The 22,966-nt window shown below is 41.4% G+C and carries 28 protein-coding genes; 16 read left to right on the forward strand and 12 right to left on the reverse strand.

Translation table 11 applies throughout. The annotated features are described in order from the left end of the window. The first annotated feature begins 140 nt into the window (after positions 1–140). From C8270_RS06725 to C8270_RS06740, 5 genes are all read left to right on the forward strand, one after another. Entirely contained in the window at positions 141–881 is a 741-nt protein-coding gene (locus tag C8270_RS06725; RefSeq protein WP_106496097.1) for a class I SAM-dependent methyltransferase, read from the forward strand. Between the two features lie 167 nt (positions 882–1,048). Continuing rightward, complete coding sequence (locus tag C8270_RS06730) at positions 1,049–1,231, forward strand: hypothetical protein (protein WP_106496098.1); 183 nt, start codon at positions 1,049–1,051, stop codon at positions 1,229–1,231. Positions 1,232–1,416: 185 nt separating this feature from the next. Beyond that, a complete protein-coding gene (locus tag C8270_RS06735; protein WP_106496099.1) occupies positions 1,417–2,277 on the forward strand; it encodes an AraC family transcriptional regulator in 861 nt (286 codons plus the stop codon). Positions 2,278–2,466: 189 nt separating this feature from the next. After that, complete coding sequence (locus tag C8270_RS20245; protein ID WP_199794651.1) at positions 2,467–2,640, forward strand: hypothetical protein; 174 nt, start codon at positions 2,467–2,469, stop codon at positions 2,638–2,640. Positions 2,641–2,839: 199 nt separating this feature from the next. Beyond that, the gene (locus tag C8270_RS06740) at positions 2,840–3,136 is read left to right on the forward strand and encodes a DNA-binding protein (protein ID WP_106496100.1); all 297 of its coding nucleotides are present in this window, start codon (positions 2,840–2,842) and stop codon (positions 3,134–3,136) included. A 73-nt stretch (positions 3,137–3,209) separates the two neighbouring features. Here the strand turns inward: C8270_RS06740 and C8270_RS06745 are convergent, their stop codons facing one another. Beyond that, entirely contained in the window at positions 3,210–3,665 is a 456-nt protein-coding gene (locus C8270_RS06745; protein ID WP_106496101.1) for a threonine/serine exporter family protein, read from the reverse strand. 35 nt (positions 3,666–3,700) lie between these two features. Here C8270_RS06745 and C8270_RS19840 point away from each other — a divergent pair, with 35 nt between their 5' ends. Then, complete coding sequence (locus C8270_RS19840; protein WP_158701630.1) at positions 3,701–4,123, forward strand: hypothetical protein; 423 nt, start codon at positions 3,701–3,703, stop codon at positions 4,121–4,123. Here the strand turns inward: C8270_RS19840 and C8270_RS06750 are convergent. The 3 genes from C8270_RS06750 to C8270_RS06760 all read right to left on the reverse strand — a co-directional run bounded on the left by C8270_RS06750 (position 4,118) and on the right by C8270_RS06760 (position 6,643). Next, positions 4,118–4,828, reverse strand: coding sequence for a threonine/serine exporter family protein (locus C8270_RS06750; RefSeq protein WP_106498467.1), 711 nt, complete (start codon positions 4,826–4,828; stop codon positions 4,118–4,120). The two genes, C8270_RS19840 and C8270_RS06750, sit on opposite strands and share 6 nt — an antisense overlap. 385 nt (positions 4,829–5,213) lie before the next feature. Continuing rightward, a complete protein-coding gene (gene chbG, locus C8270_RS06755; RefSeq protein ID WP_106496102.1) occupies positions 5,214–5,912 on the reverse strand; it encodes a chitin disaccharide deacetylase in 699 nt (232 codons plus the stop codon). Next, positions 5,912–6,643, reverse strand: a complete 732-nt coding sequence (locus C8270_RS06760) for a GntR family transcriptional regulator (protein WP_106496103.1) — start codon at positions 6,641–6,643, stop codon at positions 5,912–5,914. The genes chbG and C8270_RS06760 overlap by 1 nt, the downstream gene beginning before the upstream one ends. A gap of 602 nt (positions 6,644–7,245) precedes the next feature. Here C8270_RS06760 and C8270_RS06765 point away from each other — a divergent pair. The 5 genes from C8270_RS06765 to C8270_RS06785 are packed head-to-tail and all read left to right on the forward strand — an operon-like array spanning position 7,246 to position 10,931. Then, the gene (locus C8270_RS06765) at positions 7,246–8,565 is read left to right on the forward strand and encodes a 6-phospho-beta-glucosidase (protein WP_106496104.1); all 1,320 of its coding nucleotides are present in this window, start codon (positions 7,246–7,248) and stop codon (positions 8,563–8,565) included. Between the two features lies 1 nt (position 8,566). Next, positions 8,567–9,853: a PTS sugar transporter subunit IIC gene (locus C8270_RS06770; RefSeq protein WP_106496105.1), complete on the forward strand. Its 1,287-nt coding sequence runs from the start codon at positions 8,567–8,569 to the stop codon at positions 9,851–9,853. Between the two features lie 6 nt (positions 9,854–9,859). Then, a complete protein-coding gene (locus tag C8270_RS06775; RefSeq protein WP_106496106.1) occupies positions 9,860–10,198 on the forward strand; it encodes a PTS lactose/cellobiose transporter subunit IIA in 339 nt (112 codons plus the stop codon). Next, positions 10,195–10,500 carry a PTS sugar transporter subunit IIB gene (locus tag C8270_RS06780; RefSeq protein ID WP_106496107.1) on the forward strand — a complete coding sequence of 102 codons (306 nt, stop codon included), beginning with the start codon at positions 10,195–10,197 and terminating at the stop codon, positions 10,498–10,500. Before C8270_RS06775 ends, C8270_RS06780 begins: the two co-directional genes overlap by 4 nt. 44 nt (positions 10,501–10,544) lie before the next feature. Beyond that, positions 10,545–10,931 carry a hypothetical protein gene (locus C8270_RS06785; RefSeq protein WP_106496108.1) on the forward strand — a complete coding sequence of 129 codons (387 nt, stop codon included), beginning with the start codon at positions 10,545–10,547 and terminating at the stop codon, positions 10,929–10,931. A gap of 38 nt (positions 10,932–10,969) precedes the next feature. Here C8270_RS06785 and C8270_RS06790 read toward each other — a convergent pair whose 3' ends face one another. Further along, positions 10,970–11,398 carry a DUF2935 domain-containing protein gene (locus C8270_RS06790; protein ID WP_106496109.1) on the reverse strand — a complete coding sequence of 143 codons (429 nt, stop codon included), beginning with the start codon at positions 11,396–11,398 and terminating at the stop codon, positions 10,970–10,972. Positions 11,399–11,798: 400 nt separating this feature from the next. Between C8270_RS06790 and C8270_RS06795 the strand changes: the two genes are divergently transcribed. The 3 genes from C8270_RS06795 (at position 11,799) to C8270_RS06805 (ending at position 14,444) form a co-directional block, all read left to right on the forward strand. After that, on the forward strand, positions 11,799–12,530 hold the full coding sequence (locus C8270_RS06795) for an ABC transporter ATP-binding protein (RefSeq protein WP_106496110.1): 732 nt from the start codon (positions 11,799–11,801) through the stop codon (positions 12,528–12,530). Positions 12,531–12,751: 221 nt separating this feature from the next. Then, positions 12,752–13,768, forward strand: a complete 1,017-nt coding sequence (locus C8270_RS06800) for an ABC transporter permease (protein ID WP_106496111.1) — start codon at positions 12,752–12,754, stop codon at positions 13,766–13,768. A gap of 16 nt (positions 13,769–13,784) precedes the next feature. Further along, entirely contained in the window at positions 13,785–14,444 is a 660-nt protein-coding gene (locus C8270_RS06805; RefSeq protein ID WP_234028500.1) for a TetR/AcrR family transcriptional regulator, read from the forward strand. Between the two features lie 192 nt (positions 14,445–14,636). On the opposite strand, the gene C8270_RS19845 is transcribed toward C8270_RS06805, so the two are convergent. The 4 genes from C8270_RS19845 to sda form a co-directional block, all read right to left on the reverse strand. Further along, the gene (locus C8270_RS19845) at positions 14,637–14,813 is read right to left on the reverse strand and encodes a hypothetical protein (RefSeq protein ID WP_158701631.1); all 177 of its coding nucleotides are present in this window, start codon (positions 14,811–14,813) and stop codon (positions 14,637–14,639) included. Positions 14,814–14,906: 93 nt separating this feature from the next. Continuing rightward, positions 14,907–16,607 (reverse strand): sensor domain-containing protein, encoded by a 1,701-nt coding sequence (locus C8270_RS06810; RefSeq protein ID WP_106496112.1) that lies wholly within the window; start codon positions 16,605–16,607, stop codon positions 14,907–14,909. Between the two features lie 147 nt (positions 16,608–16,754). Continuing rightward, on the reverse strand, positions 16,755–17,123 hold the full coding sequence (locus tag C8270_RS06815) for a PilZ domain-containing protein (protein WP_106496113.1): 369 nt from the start codon (positions 17,121–17,123) through the stop codon (positions 16,755–16,757). Further along, entirely contained in the window at positions 17,113–17,289 is a 177-nt protein-coding gene (gene sda, locus C8270_RS06820) for a sporulation histidine kinase inhibitor Sda (RefSeq protein ID WP_106496114.1), read from the reverse strand. The genes C8270_RS06815 and sda overlap by 11 nt, the downstream gene beginning before the upstream one ends. 369 nt (positions 17,290–17,658) lie before the next feature. On the opposite strand from sda, the gene C8270_RS06825 reads away from it, so the two are divergent. Both C8270_RS06825 and C8270_RS06830 read left to right on the forward strand, forming a co-directional pair. Further along, on the forward strand, positions 17,659–18,405 hold the full coding sequence (locus C8270_RS06825) for a hypothetical protein (protein WP_106496115.1): 747 nt from the start codon (positions 17,659–17,661) through the stop codon (positions 18,403–18,405). Positions 18,406–18,509: 104 nt separating this feature from the next. Then, positions 18,510–19,967: an APC family permease gene (locus tag C8270_RS06830; protein WP_106496116.1), complete on the forward strand. Its 1,458-nt coding sequence runs from the start codon at positions 18,510–18,512 to the stop codon at positions 19,965–19,967. A 384-nt stretch (positions 19,968–20,351) separates the two neighbouring features. On the opposite strand, the gene C8270_RS06835 is transcribed toward C8270_RS06830, so the two are convergent. The 3 genes from C8270_RS06835 to C8270_RS19850 all read right to left on the reverse strand — a co-directional run bounded on the left by C8270_RS06835 (position 20,352) and on the right by C8270_RS19850 (position 22,836). Continuing rightward, on the reverse strand, positions 20,352–20,975 hold the full coding sequence (locus C8270_RS06835) for a cyclase family protein (RefSeq protein WP_106496117.1): 624 nt from the start codon (positions 20,973–20,975) through the stop codon (positions 20,352–20,354). An 18-nt stretch (positions 20,976–20,993) separates the two neighbouring features. Continuing rightward, positions 20,994–22,478 carry a glucose-6-phosphate dehydrogenase gene (zwf, locus tag C8270_RS06840; protein ID WP_106496118.1) on the reverse strand — a complete coding sequence of 495 codons (1,485 nt, stop codon included), beginning with the start codon at positions 22,476–22,478 and terminating at the stop codon, positions 20,994–20,996. A gap of 190 nt (positions 22,479–22,668) precedes the next feature. Further along, entirely contained in the window at positions 22,669–22,836 is a 168-nt protein-coding gene (locus C8270_RS19850) for a hypothetical protein (protein WP_158701632.1), read from the reverse strand. Positions 22,837–22,966: the final 130 nt, after the last annotated feature.

Here is a 22,966-nt window from a genome sequence, read left to right on the forward strand (position 1 = left end):
TTGGAGATTTGCTATTGCGATTTCAATGTTGGTTTTTATATACTTCTTATTTGATAAAATGGCGCGACTGTTGAAGGAGTGTAAAGCATTTTATTTCTTGTGTTCACGTTTAATGTTTAAATCAAGGAGGAGGTAAATGATTGAAGCAAAACATTTATGATAATCAGATTTTCTTTAAAGAATATGCTTCTTTACGTGATAGCGGAGTAACTTATAATGACTTTGTTGAGCAACCAACAATAAAATCAGTAATAACAACTCTCAAAGGGAAGTCAATATTAGATTTAGGTTGTGGAACAGGTCAATTTGCAAGGTATTGTATCGATCACGGTGCATTGAAAGTCTTAGGTGTAGATATCTCAAGGAATATGATTGAGCTGGCTAAAAAGGAAAACAACCATCAGAGAATAGATTATATTTGTTTGCCAATGGAAGACCTGGAATTACCAAATCAGAAATTCGATATAATTATAAGCTCCTTGGCTGTACATTACATAGAAAATTACTCAAACTTAATTGAAAAAATTAGTGGATTATTAAAAAGTAACGGGGAGTTTATCTTTTCAACCGAACACCCAATTGTAACAGCACGAAAAGAAATGAATAATTGGGTCAAGGATAATGAGGGGAATAAATTACATTGGGCATTCGATAATTATCAGGAAGAAGGAAAAAGGGAGCAACATTGGTATATTGACGGTGTGATTAAATACCATAGAACGATTTCAACGTTAATCAATACACTTATAGATAAAGGACTTGTATTGGAACAGATTATGGAACCACAATCTGTTCCTGTTGGATTGAGACAAATGCCTAAATTAATAAATGAAGAGCGGCGACCATCTTTCATCGTTATTAAGTCGAGAAAAGGGAGTTAATTTTGTAATCGATTATAGTAATTTAATGCTACGAAAGTTGAGAACTTCATTGTAAGAAGCTTAACCGAGAATTATATGTTCTACATATTAGTCGAGAAAACCCTCAACATCAGCAGGAAACTTGAATAAGTTTAGTAAGAAGTATTGCAAAAACGGAGGTGGAAGGTTTGAGTCTTTGGTTTTATGTTACGATTATTGTAGGCTTTTCACTTATATATTATGGGTATGACAAGAAGAAAAGCTATGAATTTAAAATAGCAGAAATAGAGTTGGAACAAAAAAGGTTAGATTTAGAAATGAAAAAAATCGAATGTGGTGTAACTGAGGAAAGGCAGGATGAAAGTGACTAGCACGAATTTAACTTGGGAGATAATCTAATTTTTGCCACTCCCTACATGAAGGGTGCCACTTTTGTACGTGTGTATTCTGGCTACCAGGGGCTTTCATTTAATAAAACTGTCATCAAAGAGCACGGGTTAACAGGAATGACCAAACCGATGTTGGTAGACTGAGTGTTGAAAAGGGAGGGTTTCATATGGAGGGACTTCAAAGAATGCAGGAAGCTATCAAATACATGGAAAGTAATTTAGACAACGATCTTTTTATCGATGATATTGCTGCAATCGCTTGTATGTCTAAATTTCACTTTCAACGGATGTTCAACATGCTAACAGGCTACACCGTGAGCGAATATATCCGAAATCGCCGCATTACGGTAGCTGCACAGGAACTGGTTCATTCAAATTCCAAGGTGATTGATGTTGCAATGAAGTATGGATATGAGAGTCCGGAATCTTTTGCAAAGGCATTCCGGAAAATTCATGGGATCAGCCCATCGACCGCTAAGAAAAATAGTCAATCATTGAAGGCCTATCCAAAACTCTCTTTTCAAATTCAGTTAAAGGGTGATGTTGAAATGGATTACAAGATTGTGGAAAAGGAAGCTTTTATTGTCGTAGGAAAAAGTATTCGCACAACTACTGTTGGAGGCGAGAACAACCGAAAGATAGCTGCTTTCTGGGATGAATCAAATCAAAATGGATTCGTAGGGGAGCTTGCAAAAAATTGTGGCTCGCTTGGATTAATCGGAATTTGCATGGATTTTGACAAACAACAAGAAAATATAACCTACCTAATTGGTGCGGAAAAAAATGGCGAACAAATCCCATTTGATTGGGAGCAGAGACATATTTCGTCAGCAACCTGGGCCGTTTTTCCTGTTCACGGAGCAATGCCAGATGCAATGCCAAGGGTGTGGGAGAGAATATTCGCTGAATGGTTTCCAGCAACTGGCTACGAGCATGCCGATGGACCAGAGATGGAGATATACCCTAGTGATGCTGACCCGTCTTCAGAAGATTATTATAGTGAGATATGGATACCGTTGAAAAAATAGTGAGAGAAAGTGCGGGGACGGGGACAATCTTTGTTCTTGTCCTTGCTGGTTTTATTTAGCTGCTGATGAAATTTTATACAGCGCAAAATAAGAAGTTAAAAAGTTGTTATTCAGTAAACGAAGCGCATAACTAACGTCTAATGGAGCTTTAAATAGTGCTAGAGTGCTTGTGAAGGGAGGCTAGTCATTTTGAAGATAAGAACATTTTTGATCGTGATTATTGTGTTAATGCAATTTTCAACACTTGTAAATGTTACAGTATTTGATGGAGGGTGGAACGGGATTATTTTGGCCTTTCATACAATATTATTTATTATGGCTCTGGGTATTAATGCCCAATTTAGTAAAACGGGTCGGGGTTAAAGCAGTTTAAATAACCTAGTTGAGTGACTACATCGGAAGTATTTGGAGGATGTTATGATACTAAATATGTTAATTCCAATAATTATACTGGCTCTACTTGCTGGTGGGGTTTTTTTATTGATTAAGTTATTTAAAAAATAGAATTGGAAGGATCCAGATCACAATGTTAAGGATTTAATATACTTAGGAGGGGAACGTTTTGGAATTTGATTTAATTTGGTTAGCTTTAGGAATTGCTGCGGCAGGATATTTTATTGGAGAGGGGCTGAAAAATTTTAAGAACCCTACTGCTAAAAGCCTTATTGATTCATTAGACGAAGATGATGAACACGAATTAATCAAAGAAAATGATGTACATCTTTTTATGGGGATATCGAAGGAAGACGCAAAAACATTAATTCAAGATCATCCAGATATACCGCATATTGTAATAAATGATAAAGTTTATTACCCAAAGGAAAAATTGCGCAAATGGATGTTAAATTTAGGGGAGTGAATCGAGGTGATATTCATTCAAAAAGATAAGAGAGAGCAAGGGCGTTGGCGCAGTGACCACGCCTGAAATCATCTCATTTAAATGCATCACTTCGCTTTTTCCACATGAGCTTCCGGACCGTCTGATTCACAACCTCCGAAAACATTAATCCAATCGCAATGCCCCCAGACAGCAGCATTACTTTTGCTGAAAGTTGAACCGCTGTAAAATAATCATTTTCCACAAAATTGCGCATGGCATCATAGGCACTACCACCCGGAACAAGCGGGATAATCCCAGATACAATAAAAATAATAATCGGCGTTTTGTACAACTTGGCACAAATTTGGCTCAACGCCCCAACCAACATAGCCGCAAAAACGGTCGCAGGAACAACATCCAACCCCTGCTGCACTAGGATAAAATAAAGAATCCAGCCTAACATGCCAACCAAGCCACATTGAATCAACGACTTCCTTGGTGCATTAAAGAGGATCCCAAAACCAGCAGCGGCTATAAAACTAGTTAACAAATGTGCAATGATTGTCATTCTAAGTACTCCTTTTTTGAAAAGTGTGGTGCAGATTGCTTTGGGAGTGGGAGTATTGGCGCGAGAAGGGTATCGACTTGAGCGCGGCAACATCGACCCCAAGGAGAAAACATCAACCCGAAAGCGAGAACATCGGCCCGAGGGCGAGAACATCAAACCGAGAGCGAGAACATCAACCCGAGAGCGAGAACATCAACCCGAGGGCGGGAACATCAACCCGAGAGCGAGAACATCAACCCGAGAGCAGAAACATCGACCCGAGGGCGGGAACATCGACCCGAGAGCCAGAACATCGACCTGAATGCAGAAACATCAACCCCAAGGAGAAAACATCGACCCGAAAGCGAGAACATCGACCTGAGAGCAGCAACATCAACCCGAAAGCGAGAACATCGACCCGAGAGCAGAATTATCGGCGCCGAAGCCAGAAACATCATCGCGATCCACTCCATTTATAAAAATCCAAACACGACCGCTACCCCTGCGCCAATTGCAAAGGCAGTCAATACAGCTTCAACGCCTTTCGATACGCCAGCGACTAGGTGTCCGGCCATTAAATCGCGCACTGCATTGGTAATGTGCAACCCCGGCACAAGTGGCATCACAGCACCAATGATAATTTTATCTAACCCCACGCCTAAGCCACTATAAACAAATCCAACTGCCATCGCTCCGATCAGTAACGAGGCAAAAAATTCAGCAATAAAACGAATTTCAACTAACCGGTCAATTCCCAACATCGCAGCAAATCCAACCCCGCCAACAACGACCGAGGGGAAATAATCAGGCCAAACCCCGCCAAACATGATCGTAAAACTGCCACTGACAAGGGCGGCAGCTATAATCTGTATCCAGCCAGGGAATGTTAGCTTAGCTTTATCAATTCTATCAAGCAAGGCTGGCGCACTGGAAAGTTTCACTTCACCCGCAGTGATTTTCCTGGATAAATTATTCACTTCTGCAATTTTGTGTAAATCGGTCGAACGATTGGAAATCCGAATAAAATTGGTTGACTCAGCAAAGTCGATAGCAAAATTGATTCCGGTCGGTGTTGCATAACTCTGCGCATTTTCCAGTCCAAACGCCGAGGCAATCCGATTCATGGTATCTTCCACGCGATAGGTTTCCGCACCACTCTCCAGCATAATTTTCCCCGCCAGCATGCAAACCTTTGTTATCAAACCAGGATCATTCACGTTAACAACACCTCGCAAACTAAAATCTCGCGCTAATCCATGCCAATATTATAATGTGTAATGAGCTAGAATGGAAGGACGACAGGCTGGAAAGTTGCCGATTCCCTTCCCTTTTGCGAATATCTGCCGGGGGCTGGCTGTAGAGAATTAGGAAACGAGGGAGTATCGGCGCCAGGGAGAAAACATCGTCCCGAGAGAAGAAACATCGGCGCCAGGGAGAAAACGTCGACCCGAGAGAAGAAACATCGGCGCCAGGGAGAAAACATCGACCCGAGCGCGGAAACATCAACTCGAGAGGAGAAACATCAACCCGAATCGCGAGAACATCAACCCGCGCCCGAGAAACAAACATCTATAATAAATCAACCCAACTTGGTGTGGCCAACTTGCACAATAGCCCGAGCTCTTCTTTTCGTTTATCCAAATAAGAGCTAACTTGAAGCAATTCATCATCGATATATGCTGGGTGGGTCATCACTTCTACAGTGTTCACATTTAACGTACGCAATTCTTCAAATACATTTTCATTAACACCGTCACCATAAAAATCGACCCAGAGTGTGTCGGTTAAAAGAATGTCGTGATGGTCTGCGAGTGACTCGACATACCGGACAGGCACATCGTATTCTGCTGCCAGTTTAATGATGACTTTTTTCAGTGGTTCCCATCCATGTACATGATGATGGCTGTCAAGATGATGAAGCGGCAATCCTGTTTTTAAAAATGCATTAATTTGTGTGCGCCATTCTTGTTCCACCTGATCCACATTAGGATATGGCATGTCACGAAATGTATTTTTATATATAAATGTGCCATCGCTGGTTACTAGATTTGGCACGTCGTTACGAAGCGGTTTTCCCCACGTTAATACAAGATGGACACCGACCTTTAATGACGGGTGCTGCTTGGCTTGTGTGACAGCATAATCTACTGCATACCCATTCATCATGATTGTCGTAGCTCCAACAACGCCATTGATATGTGCTTTGATAATTCCATCTGTTACGCCTTTGGTTAAACCGAAGTCATCAGCGTTAAATAAAACCTTCATCATTTTCCCTCCATTGGATAATCCCGTTCAATTACAAAATTTGTTTTATCTCCGCGGAAATACGAGCGTGAGTATTCTATTTTTTGGCCCTTTTCATCTTCCGCAATTGTTTCAATGTAAAAGCATGGCAATCCTAGTTCACAATCTAGATGGTAACAGGATCGCTCATCGGCAAGGGTAATTTCTACATGTTCCGTTGTTTTGGCAATGTGAACGTTAAATTCCTTCTTCAGGGCTGCATATAACGATGTTTCCGCATGTGTTTGCGTTATTCCTGGTGCGACATTCCATGGGATATAGGCAATTTCGTATTGCGTCGGTTCATCATTTGCTTTTCGAACTCTTTCAATACGTTGAATTGGGTCGTTAAGTGAGACATCTAATGATTGCTGGATCAGTTCGGATGCCGGTACAACGGTAATACTGATTAATGTTATTTCGGCTTTTTTTCCTTGGACTTCGATTTGATCACTATATCTTTTTACCGTTTGGGAAAGCGACTGATTCACTTTCTGTTCAGCGACATATGTTCCTCTTCCTTGTATACGGACAAGGTATCCTTCTAATGTAAGTTGATTTAATGCTGTTCTAACAGTCGTTCTGCTGACATTAAAATCTTTGCATAAATCAAGTTCTGTCGGGATTTGTTCTCCCTTTTTATAGTGATTGGATTTAATTCGTGTAAGGATCTCATCTTTAATAAAGGCATGTAGGGATTTATTTTTTTCCATGGTAGACTCCTTTAAGTGCGTGTTCAAAAAGTTGCCAAATTAGAAGCAAGGTCGACTAAGTTCGTCACGTCCTGTGACAACGTCGACACTAGCACGTCCTGTGCGTCGAAGGTCGAGGCGGTGTAGCTTTGAGCCCCGGAGTGTACATAAATAAATAGGTACATGAGGAGCGGACTTGCACAGGACGTGCTGGCTTCTGCGTTGCCCACAGGACGTGGGCGGTTTTAGCAGAAGTTCTTCTACCCCAACGAAGAGATTCGCCGCTTATTATTTGGTGACATTTTGAACAACCTCTTTAAAAGGATGTTCAAAATGTCTGGTAAAAATGACACATTGTTAGCGGCCCTTTTTATCCTCCTTTTGAACACGCACTTTAATACAATTATAAATAAAGTGTACAAGATAATACATATAATGACAATATATAATAAATGTTACTACAATTTGTAACAAATGTATGTACATATAATTAATTGTATGATACATTTATTGATAACATGATGCATATACATGATTTAGTAAGATTGGGTGATCACCAGTTTTCATTCGTGTTAATTTTTAAAGCGGTTTCAAAAAATCAACAGGATAAGGAGTTTACACATATGACATTAAAATTAGTTGTTGTTGGTGGGGGATCCAGCTATACACCAGAGATTATTGAAGGAATTATTCGTCGTCATGATCAATTTCCTGTAACAGATATTGTCCTCGTCGATATTGAAGCAGGGAGGAAGAAACTTGAAATCATTGGCAATCTAGCATTACGCATGATCGAGAAGTCCAATAAGTCTATTAATCTCACATGGACACTTGATCGGAAAAAAGCACTTGAACAAGCAGATTTTATTACTACGCAAATACGTGTTGGTGGGTTGGATGCACGGGAAAAAGATGAACGCATTCCACTAAGTCATGGATTTATCGGCCAGGAGACAAATGGTGCAGGTGGTATTTTTAAAGCATTTCGGACGATTCCAGTTTTATTAGAGCTTGCGGAGGATGTGCATACCATTTGCCCGAATGCATGGATCATTAATTTTACGAATCCAGCTGGAATTGTTACGGAGGCACTATTGAAACATTCGGTCCATCAAAAAATCATTGGCGTTTGCAACATTCCATATAATATGCGTCATTCAACAGCCGAAATTTTAGGTGTGTCACCTGGAGACGTGAAGATTGAATTTGTTGGGATGAATCATTTTGTTTTTGGTAAAAAAGTGTATGTAAAAGGTGTAGATCGTACAGATGAAGTGTTGGCAAAGTTAACGGGTGATGGGCTTGATTATTCACCGGCAAATATCGTCAGTCTTGGTTGGTCAAAAGCGTTTATGGAGACGTTTAAACTTTTACCGAATCCGTACCATCAATATTATTTTCAGACGAGGGATGTATTGGAACAAGATCTGCAAGCATACGAACAACATGGTACACGGGCAGAGATTGTCCAGCAATTAGAAACGTCCCTATTTGAACTCTATAAAGACCCGCAACTGCGTGATAAGCCAAAAGAACTGGAGGAACGGGGAGGTGCATTTTATAGTGATGTGGCGTGCAGTCTGATGGATTCCATTTATAATAATAAAGAAGATGTTCAAACGGTTAACACACAAAATAATGGCGCAATACCGGATTTACCTGATGATGCCGTCATTGAAGTGAATTGTATCATTACGAAGCATGGGCCTAAACCATTAGCGGCTGGACCATTACCATCTTCAGTAAAAGGAATTATTTATCAAATGAAAGCGTTTGAGGAACTAGTCGTTCGTGCAAGCATTTCCGGTGATTACAACGATGCATATACAGCTTTTGTCATGAACCCACTAATCGCGGATGAGAAGCGAAGTAAAGTATTACTTGACGAGTTGCTTGAAGCACATAAAGCTTATTTACCACAATTTAATTCAAGGGGGAATTAGAATGAATAATAAGTTTATGCAAAAATTTATTGAAATTGCTGGGCACATCGGTTCCCAACGTCACCTTGTGGCAATACGTGATGGATTTGTTGCGATTATGCCACTTGTAATCGTTGGGTCACTAGCTACTCTTGTAAATAGCTTCCCGCCATTTGGCAAGTTCAATTTTGTAGAATGGATGAATGGGTTATTTGGCGATGGAAATTGGCAACAGGTTGGTGGAAGTATATGGAATGGGACATTTGCCGTACTTGGGCTATTAATTGCGTTCTCCATTGCATATAATCTAGCAAAATCCTATAATGTTGACGGACTATCAGCTGGTTTGATTTCTGGTGCAGCATACATTATGCTTGTTCCTATCACCGGGGATGGCGGTTTAAGCATGGCCTGGTTAGGAACACAAGGATTATTTGTTGCTATCGTCATTGCATTAGTCTTAACGGAGCTGTTCCGAATTTTGGTCAATTCAAAAATGACGATTAAAATGCCAGAAGGTGTACCAGATGGTGTAGCACGATCATTTACCGCACTTATCCCAGCAACATTTATCCTGATTTTAGTTGGACTATTCCAAGCGTTGATGAGTGTTTTTGCTGATATTAGTATATTTGAATTTATCTTTAACGTGATCCAAAAACCACTACAAGGACTAGGTAACACACTACCAGCAGCAATGGTCGTTGCCTTTTTAAATCATATTCTATGGTTCTTTGGTCTGCATGGTACAAATATTATCGGTTCGGTTATTGAGCCCATCTATTTGCCATTAATTGAAAATAACTTAGAACTGTTTCAAAACGGAATGTCAGCGTTTGACGTACCGAACGTTGTCACCAAACCATTTTTAGATTCATTTGTATTTATGGGTGGCTCCGGTACAACGATTGCATTACTAATTGCCATTTTTATTGTCGTCCGAAATGAACGAAAACATCCATATCGTGAAGTGGCCAAACTATCTGCACCAGCAGGACTTTTTAACATTAATGAACCAGTCATCTTCGGTTTGCCAATTGTGTTAAATCCAATTATGTTAATACCATTTATTTTAGTACCGGTAACCTTAACCGTCATATCGTACGTCGCACTTGCAACAGGAATCGTGCCAAGAACCGTTGCAATCCTGCCATGGACAACACCACCGATCCTAAGTGGATATCTTGTGACAGGTGGGAGCTGGCGCGGAATCGCTTTGCAAGTCGTAAATCTAACAGTTGCTGTACTGCTTTATATACCGTTTGTTATGGCGGGAGTAAGAGCACTAAAGCAACGGATGGAGGGATAACCAACAATGGAAACAACAGAAGAAATGCAAATGTTAGCTTTTACCATCATTCTTCATGCTGGCAATGCCCGTTCAAATGCAATGGAAGCGATATCATTAGCAAAAGCATATAACTTTATAGAAGCACGAAGTAAAATAGAAGAAGCAGACAAGGAATTTGCCGAGGCGCATCACGAACAAACAAAGCTGCTACAGGATGAAGCAAGTGGCGAGAAAAATGATGTATCCGTTATACTGGTACATGCACAGGATCATCTGATGACCGCTATGACGGTGAAGGATCTGGCAATTGAAATGATTGATATGTACGAACGCATGCAGCGATTGGAGGATAACCAAAAATGAAAATTATCTTAGTATGTTCAGCAGGAATGTCAACATCTATGTTAGTGAATAAAATGCGCAAATCAGCTGAAGAAAGGGGCTTGGAAGCAGAAATTAATGCCGTAGCGGAATCTGAATTGAAAAATAACGTCGATGGACTGGATGTTGTGTTAATCGGCCCACAAGTTCGCTACCTTGAGAAAAAAATAAAAGCACAAGTAGAACCACAAGGCATTAAAGCAGATATCATTGATCAAATGGCATACGGAATGATCCAGGGTGATAAAGTATTAGATCAAGCATTAAATTTAATTAAAGAGTAGATGAATGGCTCGCATAGGTTGCGAGCCATTTTTGGTGGGATGTATTGGAAAGGAGAGTGTTGACGCGAGGGAGGAAACATCAACCGGAGCGCGAGAACATCAACCCGAACGCGAGAACATCGACCGGAATCGCGGAAACATCAACCGGAGCGCGAGAACATCAACCCGAGCGGGGAAACATCAACCCGAACGCGAGAACATCGACCGGAATCGCGGAAACATCAACCGGAGCGCGAGAACATCAACCCGAGCGGGGAAACATCAACCCGAACGCGAGAACATCGACCGGAATCGCGGAAACATCAACCGGAGCGCGAGAACATCAACCCGAGCGGAAAAACATCAACCCGAGAGCGGAAACATCGGCCGGAATGCGAGAACATCAACCCAAGACGCGCAACCTGAAAATAGTAAAACGTGCTCCTAACTGATTGTAGCAGCACGCTATGGCAAAAGTTCTAATTCCCCTTTAATGTTGCTCATATAAAATCGTTTGCGCTATGCCAATAAAATACTCCGATTCATCGACAATGTGGTCAATAACAACTTTTGCCGTTTGATTGCCTGAAACAGCTTTACTTTCTGTTTTGACTTGTCGGCAAAATTGAATAAAGGCTACACTTTCCTGTAAGCAAAATGATACGAGTTCAAGCACTTGTTGATACAAATTTGGCGGAAGTTGATTATTGCTTCTAATGACTGACTCAACAAAGCGTTTAACATGTTGATGGGTCGTATTCAATACATCTTCCCATCGCTTCAATGCATCAACAAATTCCTTTTCCAAATTTTGTACGAGCTCCCGCATAACCACCGTATGCTCAGCTTCTTGCTGCTTCCAAAATTCCGTTTCATCCAAAACCCTTAGTGGCATCTGACCTCCATAATAATATTGCATCCGACCAACCCCCTAGATGTGTAAATTAAAAGATGTCCAATAATATGTATGCTTGTAACGGGGTGATCATGTTAAGAAAGGAGTAAGCTGATAGCCGCTTTTACCCAATTTTTCATTTAACTTATCATTTTACAATAAGAATAACGTACACTATTATAGTGAGTAATCACTCATTTTAAAAAATAAAAAATGAATACAACCGGAAATATTGCATTCGTTGGTTGCCCCCTGGTATGCCATTTTTCATTATTTGGCGTGGCAGTTTTTCATGATAGTCTGCGCGGACCCACAACGCCCCAGCTACTTATCACGAAAATTCAGGCATCCGTCCGTCCGGCGATCTAGCTTAAAAAATGGTTCGCGCACTATATGGCATATAAAATATAAGGAGGTTCAATCCATGTCATCATTTGTAACATTAAAAAACATTCAGCACAGCTACGGACAGGAAGCGGTAATAAAAAATGTTGATTTGTCTATTCCGAGTGGACAGATTTTCGGGCTGCTTGGTCCTTCTGGTTCAGGGAAAACGACGCTCGTGAAAATTATCATCGGCTTGCTTGAATCTAGTAATGGGACGGTTACAATCGATGGTCAACAGATGCCGTCCTTAGAGGCCATGGAAAATGTTGGCTACATGGCCCAGTCCGATGCGTTGTACAGTGAACTGACGGCCAAACAAAATCTTAGCTTTTTTGCTAGTATTTATCGCATTCCAAAGAAACAGCAAAAGCAGCGCATCCAGGAAGTTGCGGAAATAGTTGATTTAACGGGTGAACTTGATAAGCCCTTGGAACTTTATTCAGGCGGGATGAAACGCCGCATGTCACTAGCTATCGCACTGCTGCACAAGCCGAAATTATTGATCCTTGACGAGCCGACTGTGGGGATTGATCCGGTGCTTCGCGAATCGATTTGGCAAGATTTAAAAAAGCTGCAGGATGAGGGCGCAACGATTATTGTGACCACACATGTGATGGATGAGGCGGAAAAATGCGATCGCCTGGCATTATTAAGGGATGGCTATTTAATTGCGCATGGGACTCCGGATGAATTAAAAGCGGAAAGCGGCTCAGAAACATTAGAAGAAGCCTTTTTGCATTTTGGAAAAGATGTGAGCACACAAGTTTGAAGGAGAGCACTTTCTTGGAAAGGTTCACGCTCCCGGCAGTTCAATTCACATGAGAAGGTGCGTTCTCATGCAGGAGAGTCTATGAAAAAATGCGGGCACTCAAGTATGAAGGATGCACTTTACATAAAAAGGTGAGTCTCCCAGCATGAAAGGGTGCACGTTGCATGAAATAGCACCCGATCCTTTGCAAGAAAACTGTTAATTAAATTGGAGGTGTAAGCGTGCGAATACGTGCGATTATTAAACGGATTTTTCAACAATTCATTCAGGATAAACGTAGCCTGGCATTGTTGTTTATTGCACCACTTTTTGTCCTGACATTGCTGTGGGTTGTGTTGGACATGGACCAATACGAACCAACGATTGCGGTTACTAGTGTGCCAGACAAATTACAGACCATTTTGGAAGACGAGGATGCGTCCGTCGAGCAAATGGACGGAGAAAAAGCAGCGAAGGCACTGGAGGACAATACGATTGATGCACACTTAACTTGGGAAGGAAAGCAGCCCGAAATAACAATGGAGGGAAGTGATCCCGCGGCGACAAAGGCTGTCCAACAGCTATTAAATCAAGCATCAAAACAAATGAATCCCAACGCAATTGATCTAGATGTACATTTCTTGCATGGATCATCTGATTTACAGTTGTTCGATAACATTGGCCCAGTGTTAATTGGCTTGTTCGTATTCTTCTTCGTTTTTCTATTAAGTGGGGTATCGTTTTTGCGTGAGCGTACGCAGGGGACCCTGGAGCGACTGCTAGCAACTCCATTAAAGCGTTGGGAAATTGTTGCTGGCTATATGGGCGGTTTTGGTATTTTTATTATTTTACAATCAATTATTATCGCTGTCTATTCTATTTACGTATTAGACATGTACATGGCAGGTTCGATTTTTGCGGTATTGGTAATTGCTTTTTTATTGGCAATCGCGGCTCAAAGTTTGGGAACGCTAATGTCGGCATATGCTAAAAATGAATTCCAAATGATCCAGTTCATCCCGATCATCGTTGTGCCGCAAGTTTTTTTCTCTGGGATTTTTCATACCGAACAGGTTGGCTGGATTAATGCAATCGGTAAAATTATGCCACTAACATATGGCGGCGATGCATTGAAGGAAATCATGATCCGCGGTCAGGGGCTCACAACGGTTATGCTCGATATTAGTGTATTAATCGGCTTTTCGTTGGTATTTATCCTGCTTAACATCGTAGCATTGAAACGGCATCGGAAATTATAGATTAGGAGGAACATGAATGGCAGATAAGGATGAATCAACACGCGAGTCCATGATTGAAGCACTCCGTGAATCAGAACAAATGACACCAAAGCAGATCAAGATTCTGGAAGCGGCTATTGAACTTATTGCGGAAAAAGGGTACGCTGCTACGTCAACAAGTGAGATCGCCAAACGCGCTGGTGTAGCAGAGGGAACGATTTTTCGCCACTATCGAACAAAAAAGGATTTGCTCATTTCCATCGTGAAACCAGTCATATCACAGTTTTTAGCACCATTGTTTGCGGAAAAGTTTGTCGATGACGTGTTTCGGAAATCACATGCAAGCTTTGAAGACTTTTTATATTTGTTTATGAAAAACCGCTTTGCATTTGCTCAGGCCAATCTTCCACTTTTAAAAATAGTCATCCAGGAGTTGGCCTTTCACCCAGAGATTAAGAAGGCCTATCAAAACACATTTATCGAAAAAGTGTATCCGGCTATGAATAAAACCCTTGATTTTTATAAAGCGGAAGGGCAACTGCAAAGCCTGCCAAACGACACGATTATCCGGATGATCGTGCCAACCATCCTTGGATTTATGATCACCCGATTTTTGGTACAGCCGGATCGAGAATGGGACGATGAAGCGGAGATCAAGCGAACGATTACGTATATGTTGAATGGTGTGGGAAAGTAGAGTAGCGAGGCATTTTTGATAGAGGAGAATCGTTAGGCGTGAGGATTGGTAGTTTTCTGGATAATGATCCTGCTCACGGGTCGATGTTCTCGTTTTCGGGTCGATGATTTCGCTCACGGGTTGATGTTCTCGCATTTCCGGTCGATGTTCGCGTTCTTCCGCCGATGTTTCCGCTCACGGGTTGATGATTTTCTATTTTGGGTCGATGATTTTACTCACGGGTTGATGATCTTGCTCACGGGTTGATGTTCTCGCATTTCCGGTCGATGTTTCCACTCTCCGGTCGATGTTCTCAATCCTGTGCCGAAGAATCTGCTCACGCACTGATGTTTCCGCGAATCTCGCACCCCTGTCCAGTAATAAAATCATACAGAAGCCAACTTCGCGCGCCTTTCATGATAAACCAAACAAAAAAGCAGGAGCACATGCCCTGCGTATAAAAAAATATATATAAAGGTCAGTCTATTTTTCGATGCGGTTTATTGATAGAAGAATGGTTTCCTCTATAGTTTCTCGTAATTGATAAGAATTTCTCCCCGCGTTTTTGGCTTCATAGAGTGCTATATCAGCATTTTTTAACATCGAAAATGGAGTCGCACCTTGTGCTGGGGCCATGGCTATTCCCATGCTCGTTGTAACTTTTAAAGAATTACCATTTAAATTCCACGGCTGCTGCATCGCTTGTTGAATATGTTCTGCAATCATTGTGGCATTCTGACTGGAGCCAACTCCTGGTAAAAGGATAACAAATTCATCACCGCCAAGTCTGGCAACGATATCACAATCACGGATCGTTTCCTGTACCCGTTTTCCAAATTCCTCAATAACTTCATCACCAATATCATGGCCCATTTCGTCATTTATGTTTTTGAAATGGTCAACATCCATCATGATTACGGCTAATCCATTCTGTTTTTCCATGAATTCCTTCAATGCATTGGCTAAACGATCTTTGAATAAACGGCGGTTCGGTAAGCCAGTCAGGGAATCATGTAGAGCAAAATGTTTCAGTTGTCGTTCATATTCCTTTTGTAAACTAATATTCCTCGTCAGCACCACCATATGTTTAAACTTACCTTGATTATCAAAAATCGGTGTACCATGCGCTTCACACCAAATAGGTTCTTCTTTATGATTATATTGTTTAAACTGTACGGTAAACGATTCTCCTTTTTTAATCGATTGTATGACTACTTGATCCATGTTCATACGATCGTCAGGGTACACGTTATGGAGGAAAAATTTACCGATATATTCGTGATGGTTAAATCCTAGTATATTTTTATAAGAAGGGGAAACATATATAATCTTTCCCTTATCATCAAGCAGTGTGATCAAATCCTGCGCATGCTCTGCAATGATGCGAAAACGCTCTTCGCTTTCTTCTAATTTCTTTATTAATCTACCAACATCTGTAATATCTCGCAAAATACCATATATTCCGGTAACTTGTTCATCTATGATTAATGGCGTCACTTTTAAGGAAAGCTCGATCCGCTGCCCTGATTTATTATGAATCTCCAGCCGCGAATTTTTAGTAGTGCCAGAAATTGCTTGTTTAAATAATCTTTTTAACAGGTTGGCATCTTCTTTAACGACTAAAGAGTTTAAAGTGGTCCCAACAAGTTCTTGGGGCGTGTAGCCAGTGACACTTTCACAAGCGATATTTCCATCCTCAATTTGACCATTTAAATCAAATAAAATGATGGCGTCCGAATTATGATGAAACAATGACTGGTAACGTTTATTACTTTCCTGGAGCTTGCCCCACGTTTTTTCCGTTTCCAATCTCGCATTTTTTTCCTTGGAAATATCCTTAACAACTGCCACAATTTGCTTGCATTGGTTTTGCTCATCAAATAGGGGCGTTAATTTCGTTTTTGAATAGTTCCTTTCACCATTGGGAGACACATAGGAATCCTCGTAGATCACGGCTTCACCACTGGTTACTACCTTATTGTATTGCTCAAATAAAAAGGTTCCCGTTTCCTCTTTATACACCTCGCGAATGGATTTGCCCACAGCATCCCGATTCAGCCCGGTTCCATCCATTGCAGCCCGATTCAAAAAGTCATAAATAAAAACAGGATCTCGTTCAACGCGAACAACAAATACCATATCACTTATTCCATCCATCAATATTCTATCAAATGTAAACTCCATTCAATTGTACCTTTTCCCTTCCTTCATGTCGTGAAAAATTCGGCATTCGTCTCGTATTAAGGGTGAATGGTTATCTTTCACATTCCTTAATTAAGTGTAAAAAATATGCTGCAAATTTTAGTATAACGGGATAACTTCATTAATCAATTATTTCGCCTGGTTTTTTGCATAAAGTTTTATCTGCTCAACTAGCGCTTGTTTGGCAGAGTCATCGGTAAGAAAGTCAATGCCATAATTAGTTGCGGTGCCTACCTTTTTCTTCCAAACAATAATACCAATGAAGTCGAACGGGTTCCCATTTAATGCAAATGAGATAGACAAATGGATAGATTTATCGATTGTATCAGGTAGATTTAACTCCGAATTCAGCTTTACACCCTCTGGACTGATATCAATTATTTTCGCTTCCCCTTCAGAAGTTTCGACCGAATGACCATCAATTTCTTTAATTTGGAAAAGTGCTGAAATTGGCTCATCAAATGTGTAGCGAAAAGGCTCTTCTCTCTTATATCTCATCGTGAATGCTCACCTGACCTGTATGCTCCCCACTTTGAAGTTTATCAAAGGCAATTCCTCTTCTATTTAATTCATCTGTTAACAAGTTTAAAAAATCACTGTCCAATTTTAATTCCAACGCTTTGAAATAGGCATCTAATAACGCATTATCACTTAAACACTGCATGTCCATATTTCTCCCATTTTTCATATTTTTCAGTTCCCGTAGACATAAAAAAGTTTCGATGCTCCTTACTAAGCCCAGTTCAAAAGTCATCGAAAACTACTTTACAATAACAAAACAACTTTAACACCGCATGAGTCATTTTACCTATATTTGGTGAAAATTATTCTGCTTCAACAAGGAGTAAGACCTATTGAATGGTGAAAAACCTTTCGCTATAGAGTGAAATGCCATAGGAAACCGTAGCTTCATAGTATTATTTACCCGGTTTTGTAAAAAATAAACCTGTCCATGCTGGCGTTGGAATTGAAATTGTGCAGGAGATTGGCATGAGGAGCGTGCTGGCTGAAAATACAGGAAAGGGCGCATTAATTGGAACATGGCGGGAATCGCGGAACATCGGCCCGAGAGCGGGAACATCGGCGCGAGAGCGGGAACATCGGCGCGAGAGCAGAAACATCGGCGCGAGAGGAGAAACATCGGCGGGAATCGCGGAACATCGGCCCGAGAGGAGAAACATCAACCCGAGAACGAAAACATCGACCCGAGAGGAGAAACATCGGCGGGAATCGCGGAACATCGGCGCGAGAGGGAGAAACATCGGCGGGAATCGCGGAACATCGGCGCGAGAGGAGAAACATCGGCGGGAATCGCGGAACATCGGCCCGAGAGCGGAAACATCGGCCGGAATCGCGGAACATCGACCGGAAACGCGGGAACATCGGCGCGAGAGCGGAAACATCGGCGCGAGAGGAGAAACATCGGCGGGAATCGCGGAACATCGACCCGAGAGCGAAAACATCGGCCCGAGAACAGAAACATCGGCGCGAGAGCGAGAACATCGTCCCGAGAGCGGAAACATCGGCACGAGAACAGAAACATCGGCGCGAGAGCGGAAGCATCGGCGCGAGAGGAGAAACATCGACCGGAAATGCGGAAACATCGGCGGGAAAACGAGAACATCGCCCGGACCCACCAAACCATCGCCCCGAAAACTCAGCAACCTCCCAAACCCGAACCCCGTGCAACACCTGTATACCATCCTACATTACCAAATCCGCACAAAATAATGCGCTCCACTCGATTCAACAGCCAAATTCGCCAATTTTTCCATTATAACCGCATATATCGTGCTGCTTCATGAATTGCGATAAAATTCATACTTTGGTATAAATGAGTAGTAGAAAAAATTTATGATACATTAAAGGAGTTCAATCATTATCATGGAAGAACGACAGAAACTTAAGAAGTCATTAAAACCTCACTGGGTCTGGGCGATTGCCTTAGGATCTTCAATTGGCTGGGGTGCATTTGTACAACCGACCGTCTGGATGGCAGATGGTGGACCAATTGGTGTTATTATCGGATTTTTAATCGGTGCAGCGTTAATGATGTTAATCGCTGTTAGTTATGGATTTTTAATTAAAAGCTTTCCCGTTTCAGGCGGTGAGTTTGCATATTCCTTCGTTAGTTTAGGCCGCACACACGCATTTATCTGTGGGTGGTTTTTGACCCTCGGCTACATATGTATTGTTGCTCTCAATGCATCTGCATTTGCATTAATGTTCAAATTTGTTTTCCCAAAACTTATTGAAAATCTCCACCTCTATCAAATTGCCGGCTGGGATGTCTATGGCATGGAAATTATTATTGCATCGCTGGCACTTGTTATTTTCGGCTATCTCAATGTTCGTGGCACCGGATTAACCGGCCGCATGCAATTTATCTTTTGCTTAATCATGCTTGTCGGGGTACTCGCGATCACATTTTCAATCGGTGGCAGCGCTGGGACATCACTAGCTGATATCAAGCCATATTTCCCATCGAATACATCCACATTTGCCGCGATTATTTCAATTGTTGCAATCGCGCCATGGGCATATGTTGGCTTTGATAATGTCCCACAGGCAGCGGAAGAATTCAAGTTTTCATCTAAAAAAGCATTCACCTTGATTATCCTGGCAATTCTATTTGCCGCGGTATTGTACAGCTTTATGATCATCGCAACTGCAATGGCTCGCCCATGGGAAGCACTCGTTGCTGAAAATAATCTCTGGGGAACAGCGGTGGCAGTCACAGATGTAATGGGAACGCTTGGTTTAGTCATCTTAGTCGTAGCACTCAGCATGGGAATTTTTACCGGACTAAATGGGTTTATCATTTCATCGAGTCGTTTGCTTTTTGCCATGTCACGTGCGAAAATTTTACCGGAAGTATTTTCAAAAGTTCATCCAAAATATAAAACGCCGTATGTTGGTATTATTTTCACCGTAATCGTGGCTATGTTTGCGCCATGGTTTGGTCGTCAAGCATTGTTATGGGTCGTGGACATGTCATCGATTGGGGTATCGATCGCATACTTTTACACGTGCTATACAGCATTCAGCATTTTTAAATGGTCGATGAACAGCGGGTTTGATCCTGCAAAACATGTCATTGCACCAGGCAAAAAATTCATCTCCTGTATCGGCATGCTGGCAAGTATAACGTTTATCGGACTCTTGCTTATTCCAGGCTCACCAGCATTTCTTGGCATCGAATCAAGAATCGCGCTAATCGCCTGGGTTGCACTTGGATTTGTATTTTACCTAGCCAAACGGACGGAATTTAACAAAATACCGAAAGAAGAATTGAACTACTTGATCTTGGGGAATAAGAAGATTGAAGTGGAGAATAAGTAATTATTAAATGAGGGGTCTGTCTCTTGTCGCACTACTACGGTGAAATGATGGCGAGGGATAGGCCCTTCTTTTAATGAAGAGAGCTCTGGTAATAGCGAGTGGAGCTTAGGTAATAATGAAGAGAGCTCCGGTAATAGGAGGAGAGCCTAGGTAATAAGGAAGAAAGCCTCGGTAATAACAAGTTTAATAAGGAAAAGAGTCCCGTTAAAAACAAACCCAGGTGCTATGAAGAACAACACCATCCCAAAAAGCCTTCGTCCTCACGCAAGCGGACAAAGGCTTTTCAGCTGTATAATCAGTCTTCCGCATGGCCGCTGAGGACCGGTTACCTACTACAAATAAAGGACCGCACCACCTAGGCGCGATCCCGTATAAATCCAAAACTTATTCCGCAACTATTCCATCAAACAACAAAATACGTGCTGGTGCTGCGTCGGTTCCTTGGACTCGGATTGGTGCTGCGACCATGAAGTATTCTCCTGTAGGCACTTCTTTTAATCGGAGACCTTCTATAATAATGACATTATGGCTAAAAAGCGTACGGTGGGTTGGGTGTTCACTTTGGCTTCGTTCAATGCCAAGGCCGTCAACCCCAACACCTTTTATGCCGATTTCTGCTAGATATGTAGCAGCGTCTTCGGCAACAAAAATGAAGTTAAAATCGAACGAATCTTGCAGCGAGTTTTTTGTTTTAAATAGAACAAAATCATCTTTCTCAATCTGAAATGATGCAATATCCTTTTTAGTGATTCGATCCTCGACATGAGTTAAATCAAATAGCTTCACATTGCCAACCAAATCGTCAATATTGATTGTTTCCATCGTATCGCCATCAGTCAACATGTGTAGTGGGGAGTCGACATGTGTTCCGGTATGAAGATCCATCGCAATGCGAGACTCTGTTACATGTCCATTCGTTTCCGTACTAATTTTCGGCTGTTTCTCTTCCTTGTTTTTATAGACAGGCATTCCCTCAAAAATGGGTGCTGTTACATCATATAATTTCATAACCGTTTGCTCCTTCCATTAATTGTCGGTTATAGGCCACCAAAGAAAACCGTCCTTTTCAAGCAGCTTGTCTGCTTCTTTTGGGCCCATTGAACCTGCTGGGTAATTTGGGAAATCGGGCATTTTCTTATCCCATGCATTTAAAATTGGGTCTACAAATGCCCATGACTGTTCGACTTCATTCCAATGGGTAAAATTCGTTGTATCCCCAACCATGCAATCGAAAAGCAGTTTTTCATATGCTTCCGGTGTATTAATTGCGTTCACACCATTATTGTTATAAGCGAGTTTGATTGGTTGCGCATGGGTTCCAATTCCTGATTTCTTCGCATTGAGATAAAGGGTAATTCCTTCATCCGGCTGAATGTTGATAACAAGCAAATTAGGATGCTTTTCTTGCTTATTTTCATAGTATAAATTCATTGGAATATCGTTGAATTCAACAACAATTTTTGTCGATTTTTCGGTCATCCGTTTACCTGTGCGAATATAAAATGGCACCCCGGCCCAGCGGTAATTATCAATCATGATTTTACCGGCCACAAATGTTTCGGTGTTCGACTTGGCTAGTTCTGGTGCTTCATCCCGATAACTACTAACATCATTCCCTTTCATATGGCCGCTTCCATACTGACCGCGGACAAAATAGGTATCGACTTCATCCGTCGCCATTTTCCTTAATGCACGAAGAACTTTAATTTTTTCTGAGCGAACTTCTTCTGTTGTCAGCTTGATTGGCGGTTCCATCGCAAGTAATGCCACCATTTGCAACATGTGGTTTTGCACCATGTCTCGAATCGCACCTGAATGGTCATAATAGCGGGATCGATCCTCTAAACCGAGTGATTCACTTGAGGTGATTTGCACGTTGGAAATAAATCGATTATTCCACAGGTGTTCAAAAATCCCATTGGCGAAACGGATTACCTCAATATTTTGGACCATTTCTTTTCCTAAATAATGGTCAATCCGGTAAATTTGTTCCTCATCAAATGCCGCACGAATTTCGTTGTTTAATTCTTTGGCAGATGACAAATCATGGCCGAATGGCTTTTCGATAACCAAACGTGTCCATCCAGTGCTATTCTTTAATCCATGTTCCTTTAAATTATCGGCAATAACCCCGAAAAACTCTGGTGCCATAGCTAAGTAAAAAATCCTGTTGCCATCTGTTTGATAGTTGCCTTCAAGCTTCTCTAATAAAGCGTCTAATTCCTGATAAGAGGAAGGTTCCGTCACATCAAACGGATGATAATAAAAATGAGATGTAAACGCATCAAGCTCCTCTTTCGTCGTGGTATCACTTTCAATCGATTTTTCCACATTGTTACGAAAAACATCGTTCGTCCATGGTCTCCGCGCTGTACCAACAACGGCGAAATCATCACCAATTTTCCCATTTTGAAAAAGACGATAGATCGACGGAAACAATTTGCGCTTTGCTAAATCGCCTGTTGCCCCAAAAATTACGATAACTGCTTTTGGCTTTTGTTGTGTAACCACTGACTGATGCCTCACTTTATAAAAAATTATTCTGCAAATGGTAGTTTTCCTTTCTTTCCTTTATATTACTGATATTGGACCTGTAAATCAATTATTCAAGACGGATCTGATGATGTTTTCTAGGCAAATGATGACCCCCGTCACAAAACTTAAAAAAGCCCTTGTCCCAGTTGTAGACAAAGGCCTGTACTTATTCACTCGCAGAACCGCTGTCATCAGCACAATCACAATCCTGCTGTGTTGGCGCAACATCTTGCTCATTCGGATTTGGATGAACAATAAAGGTTGTGAGACCAATAATGGCTAGCGTGTAGACGAAAATAGCGATACCTACAATTATTTTTTTGGATGTATCCATGGCAACCTCCCCTAAGATAGCACACTTTTTATCCCTCATTTAAAATTATCACAATGGGATTGGAGGGGCAAGGGAGGTGAATGTTTACATATAGAATGTCACTTTAATTAACATTTTGTCATAAGTTGTC

It is taken from the genome of Lentibacillus sp. Marseille-P4043, from assembly GCF_900258515.1.
Taxonomy (GTDB): Bacteria; Bacillota; Bacilli; order Bacillales; family Amphibacillaceae; genus Lentibacillus_C.

Bases quoted from the DNA above. Each gene is read 5' to 3' on its own strand.
- C8270_RS06735 (WP_106496099.1), top strand. From the start codon at position 1,417: ATGGAGGGACTTCAAAGAATGCAGGAAGCTATCAAATACATGGAAAGT.
- C8270_RS06745 (WP_106496101.1), bottom strand. From the start codon at position 3,665: ATGACAATCATTGCACATTTGTTAACTAGTTTTATAGCCGCTGCTGGT.
- C8270_RS06750 (WP_106498467.1), bottom strand. From the start codon at position 4,828: ATGCTGGCGGGGAAAATTATGCTGGAGAGTGGTGCGGAAACCTATCGC.
- chbG (WP_106496102.1), bottom strand. From the start codon at position 5,912: ATGAAGGTTTTATTTAACGCTGATGACTTCGGTTTAACCAAAGGCGTA.
- C8270_RS06760 (WP_106496103.1), bottom strand. From the start codon at position 6,643: ATGGAAAAAAATAAATCCCTACATGCCTTTATTAAAGATGAGATCCTT.
- C8270_RS06765 (WP_106496104.1), top strand. From the start codon at position 7,246: ATGACATTAAAATTAGTTGTTGTTGGTGGGGGATCCAGCTATACACCA.
- C8270_RS06770 (WP_106496105.1), top strand. From the start codon at position 8,567: ATGAATAATAAGTTTATGCAAAAATTTATTGAAATTGCTGGGCACATC.
- C8270_RS06775 (WP_106496106.1), top strand. From the start codon at position 9,860: ATGGAAACAACAGAAGAAATGCAAATGTTAGCTTTTACCATCATTCTT.
- C8270_RS06780 (WP_106496107.1), top strand. From the start codon at position 10,195: ATGAAAATTATCTTAGTATGTTCAGCAGGAATGTCAACATCTATGTTA.
- C8270_RS06790 (WP_106496109.1), bottom strand. From the start codon at position 11,398: ATGCAATATTATTATGGAGGTCAGATGCCACTAAGGGTTTTGGATGAA.
- C8270_RS06795 (WP_106496110.1), top strand. From the start codon at position 11,799: ATGTCATCATTTGTAACATTAAAAAACATTCAGCACAGCTACGGACAG.
- C8270_RS06805 (WP_234028500.1), top strand. From the start codon at position 13,785: ATGGCAGATAAGGATGAATCAACACGCGAGTCCATGATTGAAGCACTC.
- C8270_RS19845 (WP_158701631.1), bottom strand. From the start codon at position 14,813: ATGATTTTATTACTGGACAGGGGTGCGAGATTCGCGGAAACATCAGTG.
- C8270_RS06810 (WP_106496112.1), bottom strand. From the start codon at position 16,607: ATGGAGTTTACATTTGATAGAATATTGATGGATGGAATAAGTGATATG.
- C8270_RS06815 (WP_106496113.1), bottom strand. From the start codon at position 17,123: ATGAGATATAAGAGAGAAGAGCCTTTTCGCTACACATTTGATGAGCCA.
- sda (WP_106496114.1), bottom strand. From the start codon at position 17,289: ATGCAGTGTTTAAGTGATAATGCGTTATTAGATGCCTATTTCAAAGCG.
- C8270_RS06830 (WP_106496116.1), top strand. From the start codon at position 18,510: ATGGAAGAACGACAGAAACTTAAGAAGTCATTAAAACCTCACTGGGTC.
- C8270_RS06835 (WP_106496117.1), bottom strand. From the start codon at position 20,975: ATGAAATTATATGATGTAACAGCACCCATTTTTGAGGGAATGCCTGTC.
- C8270_RS19850 (WP_158701632.1), bottom strand. From the start codon at position 22,836: ATGGATACATCCAAAAAAATAATTGTAGGTATCGCTATTTTCGTCTAC.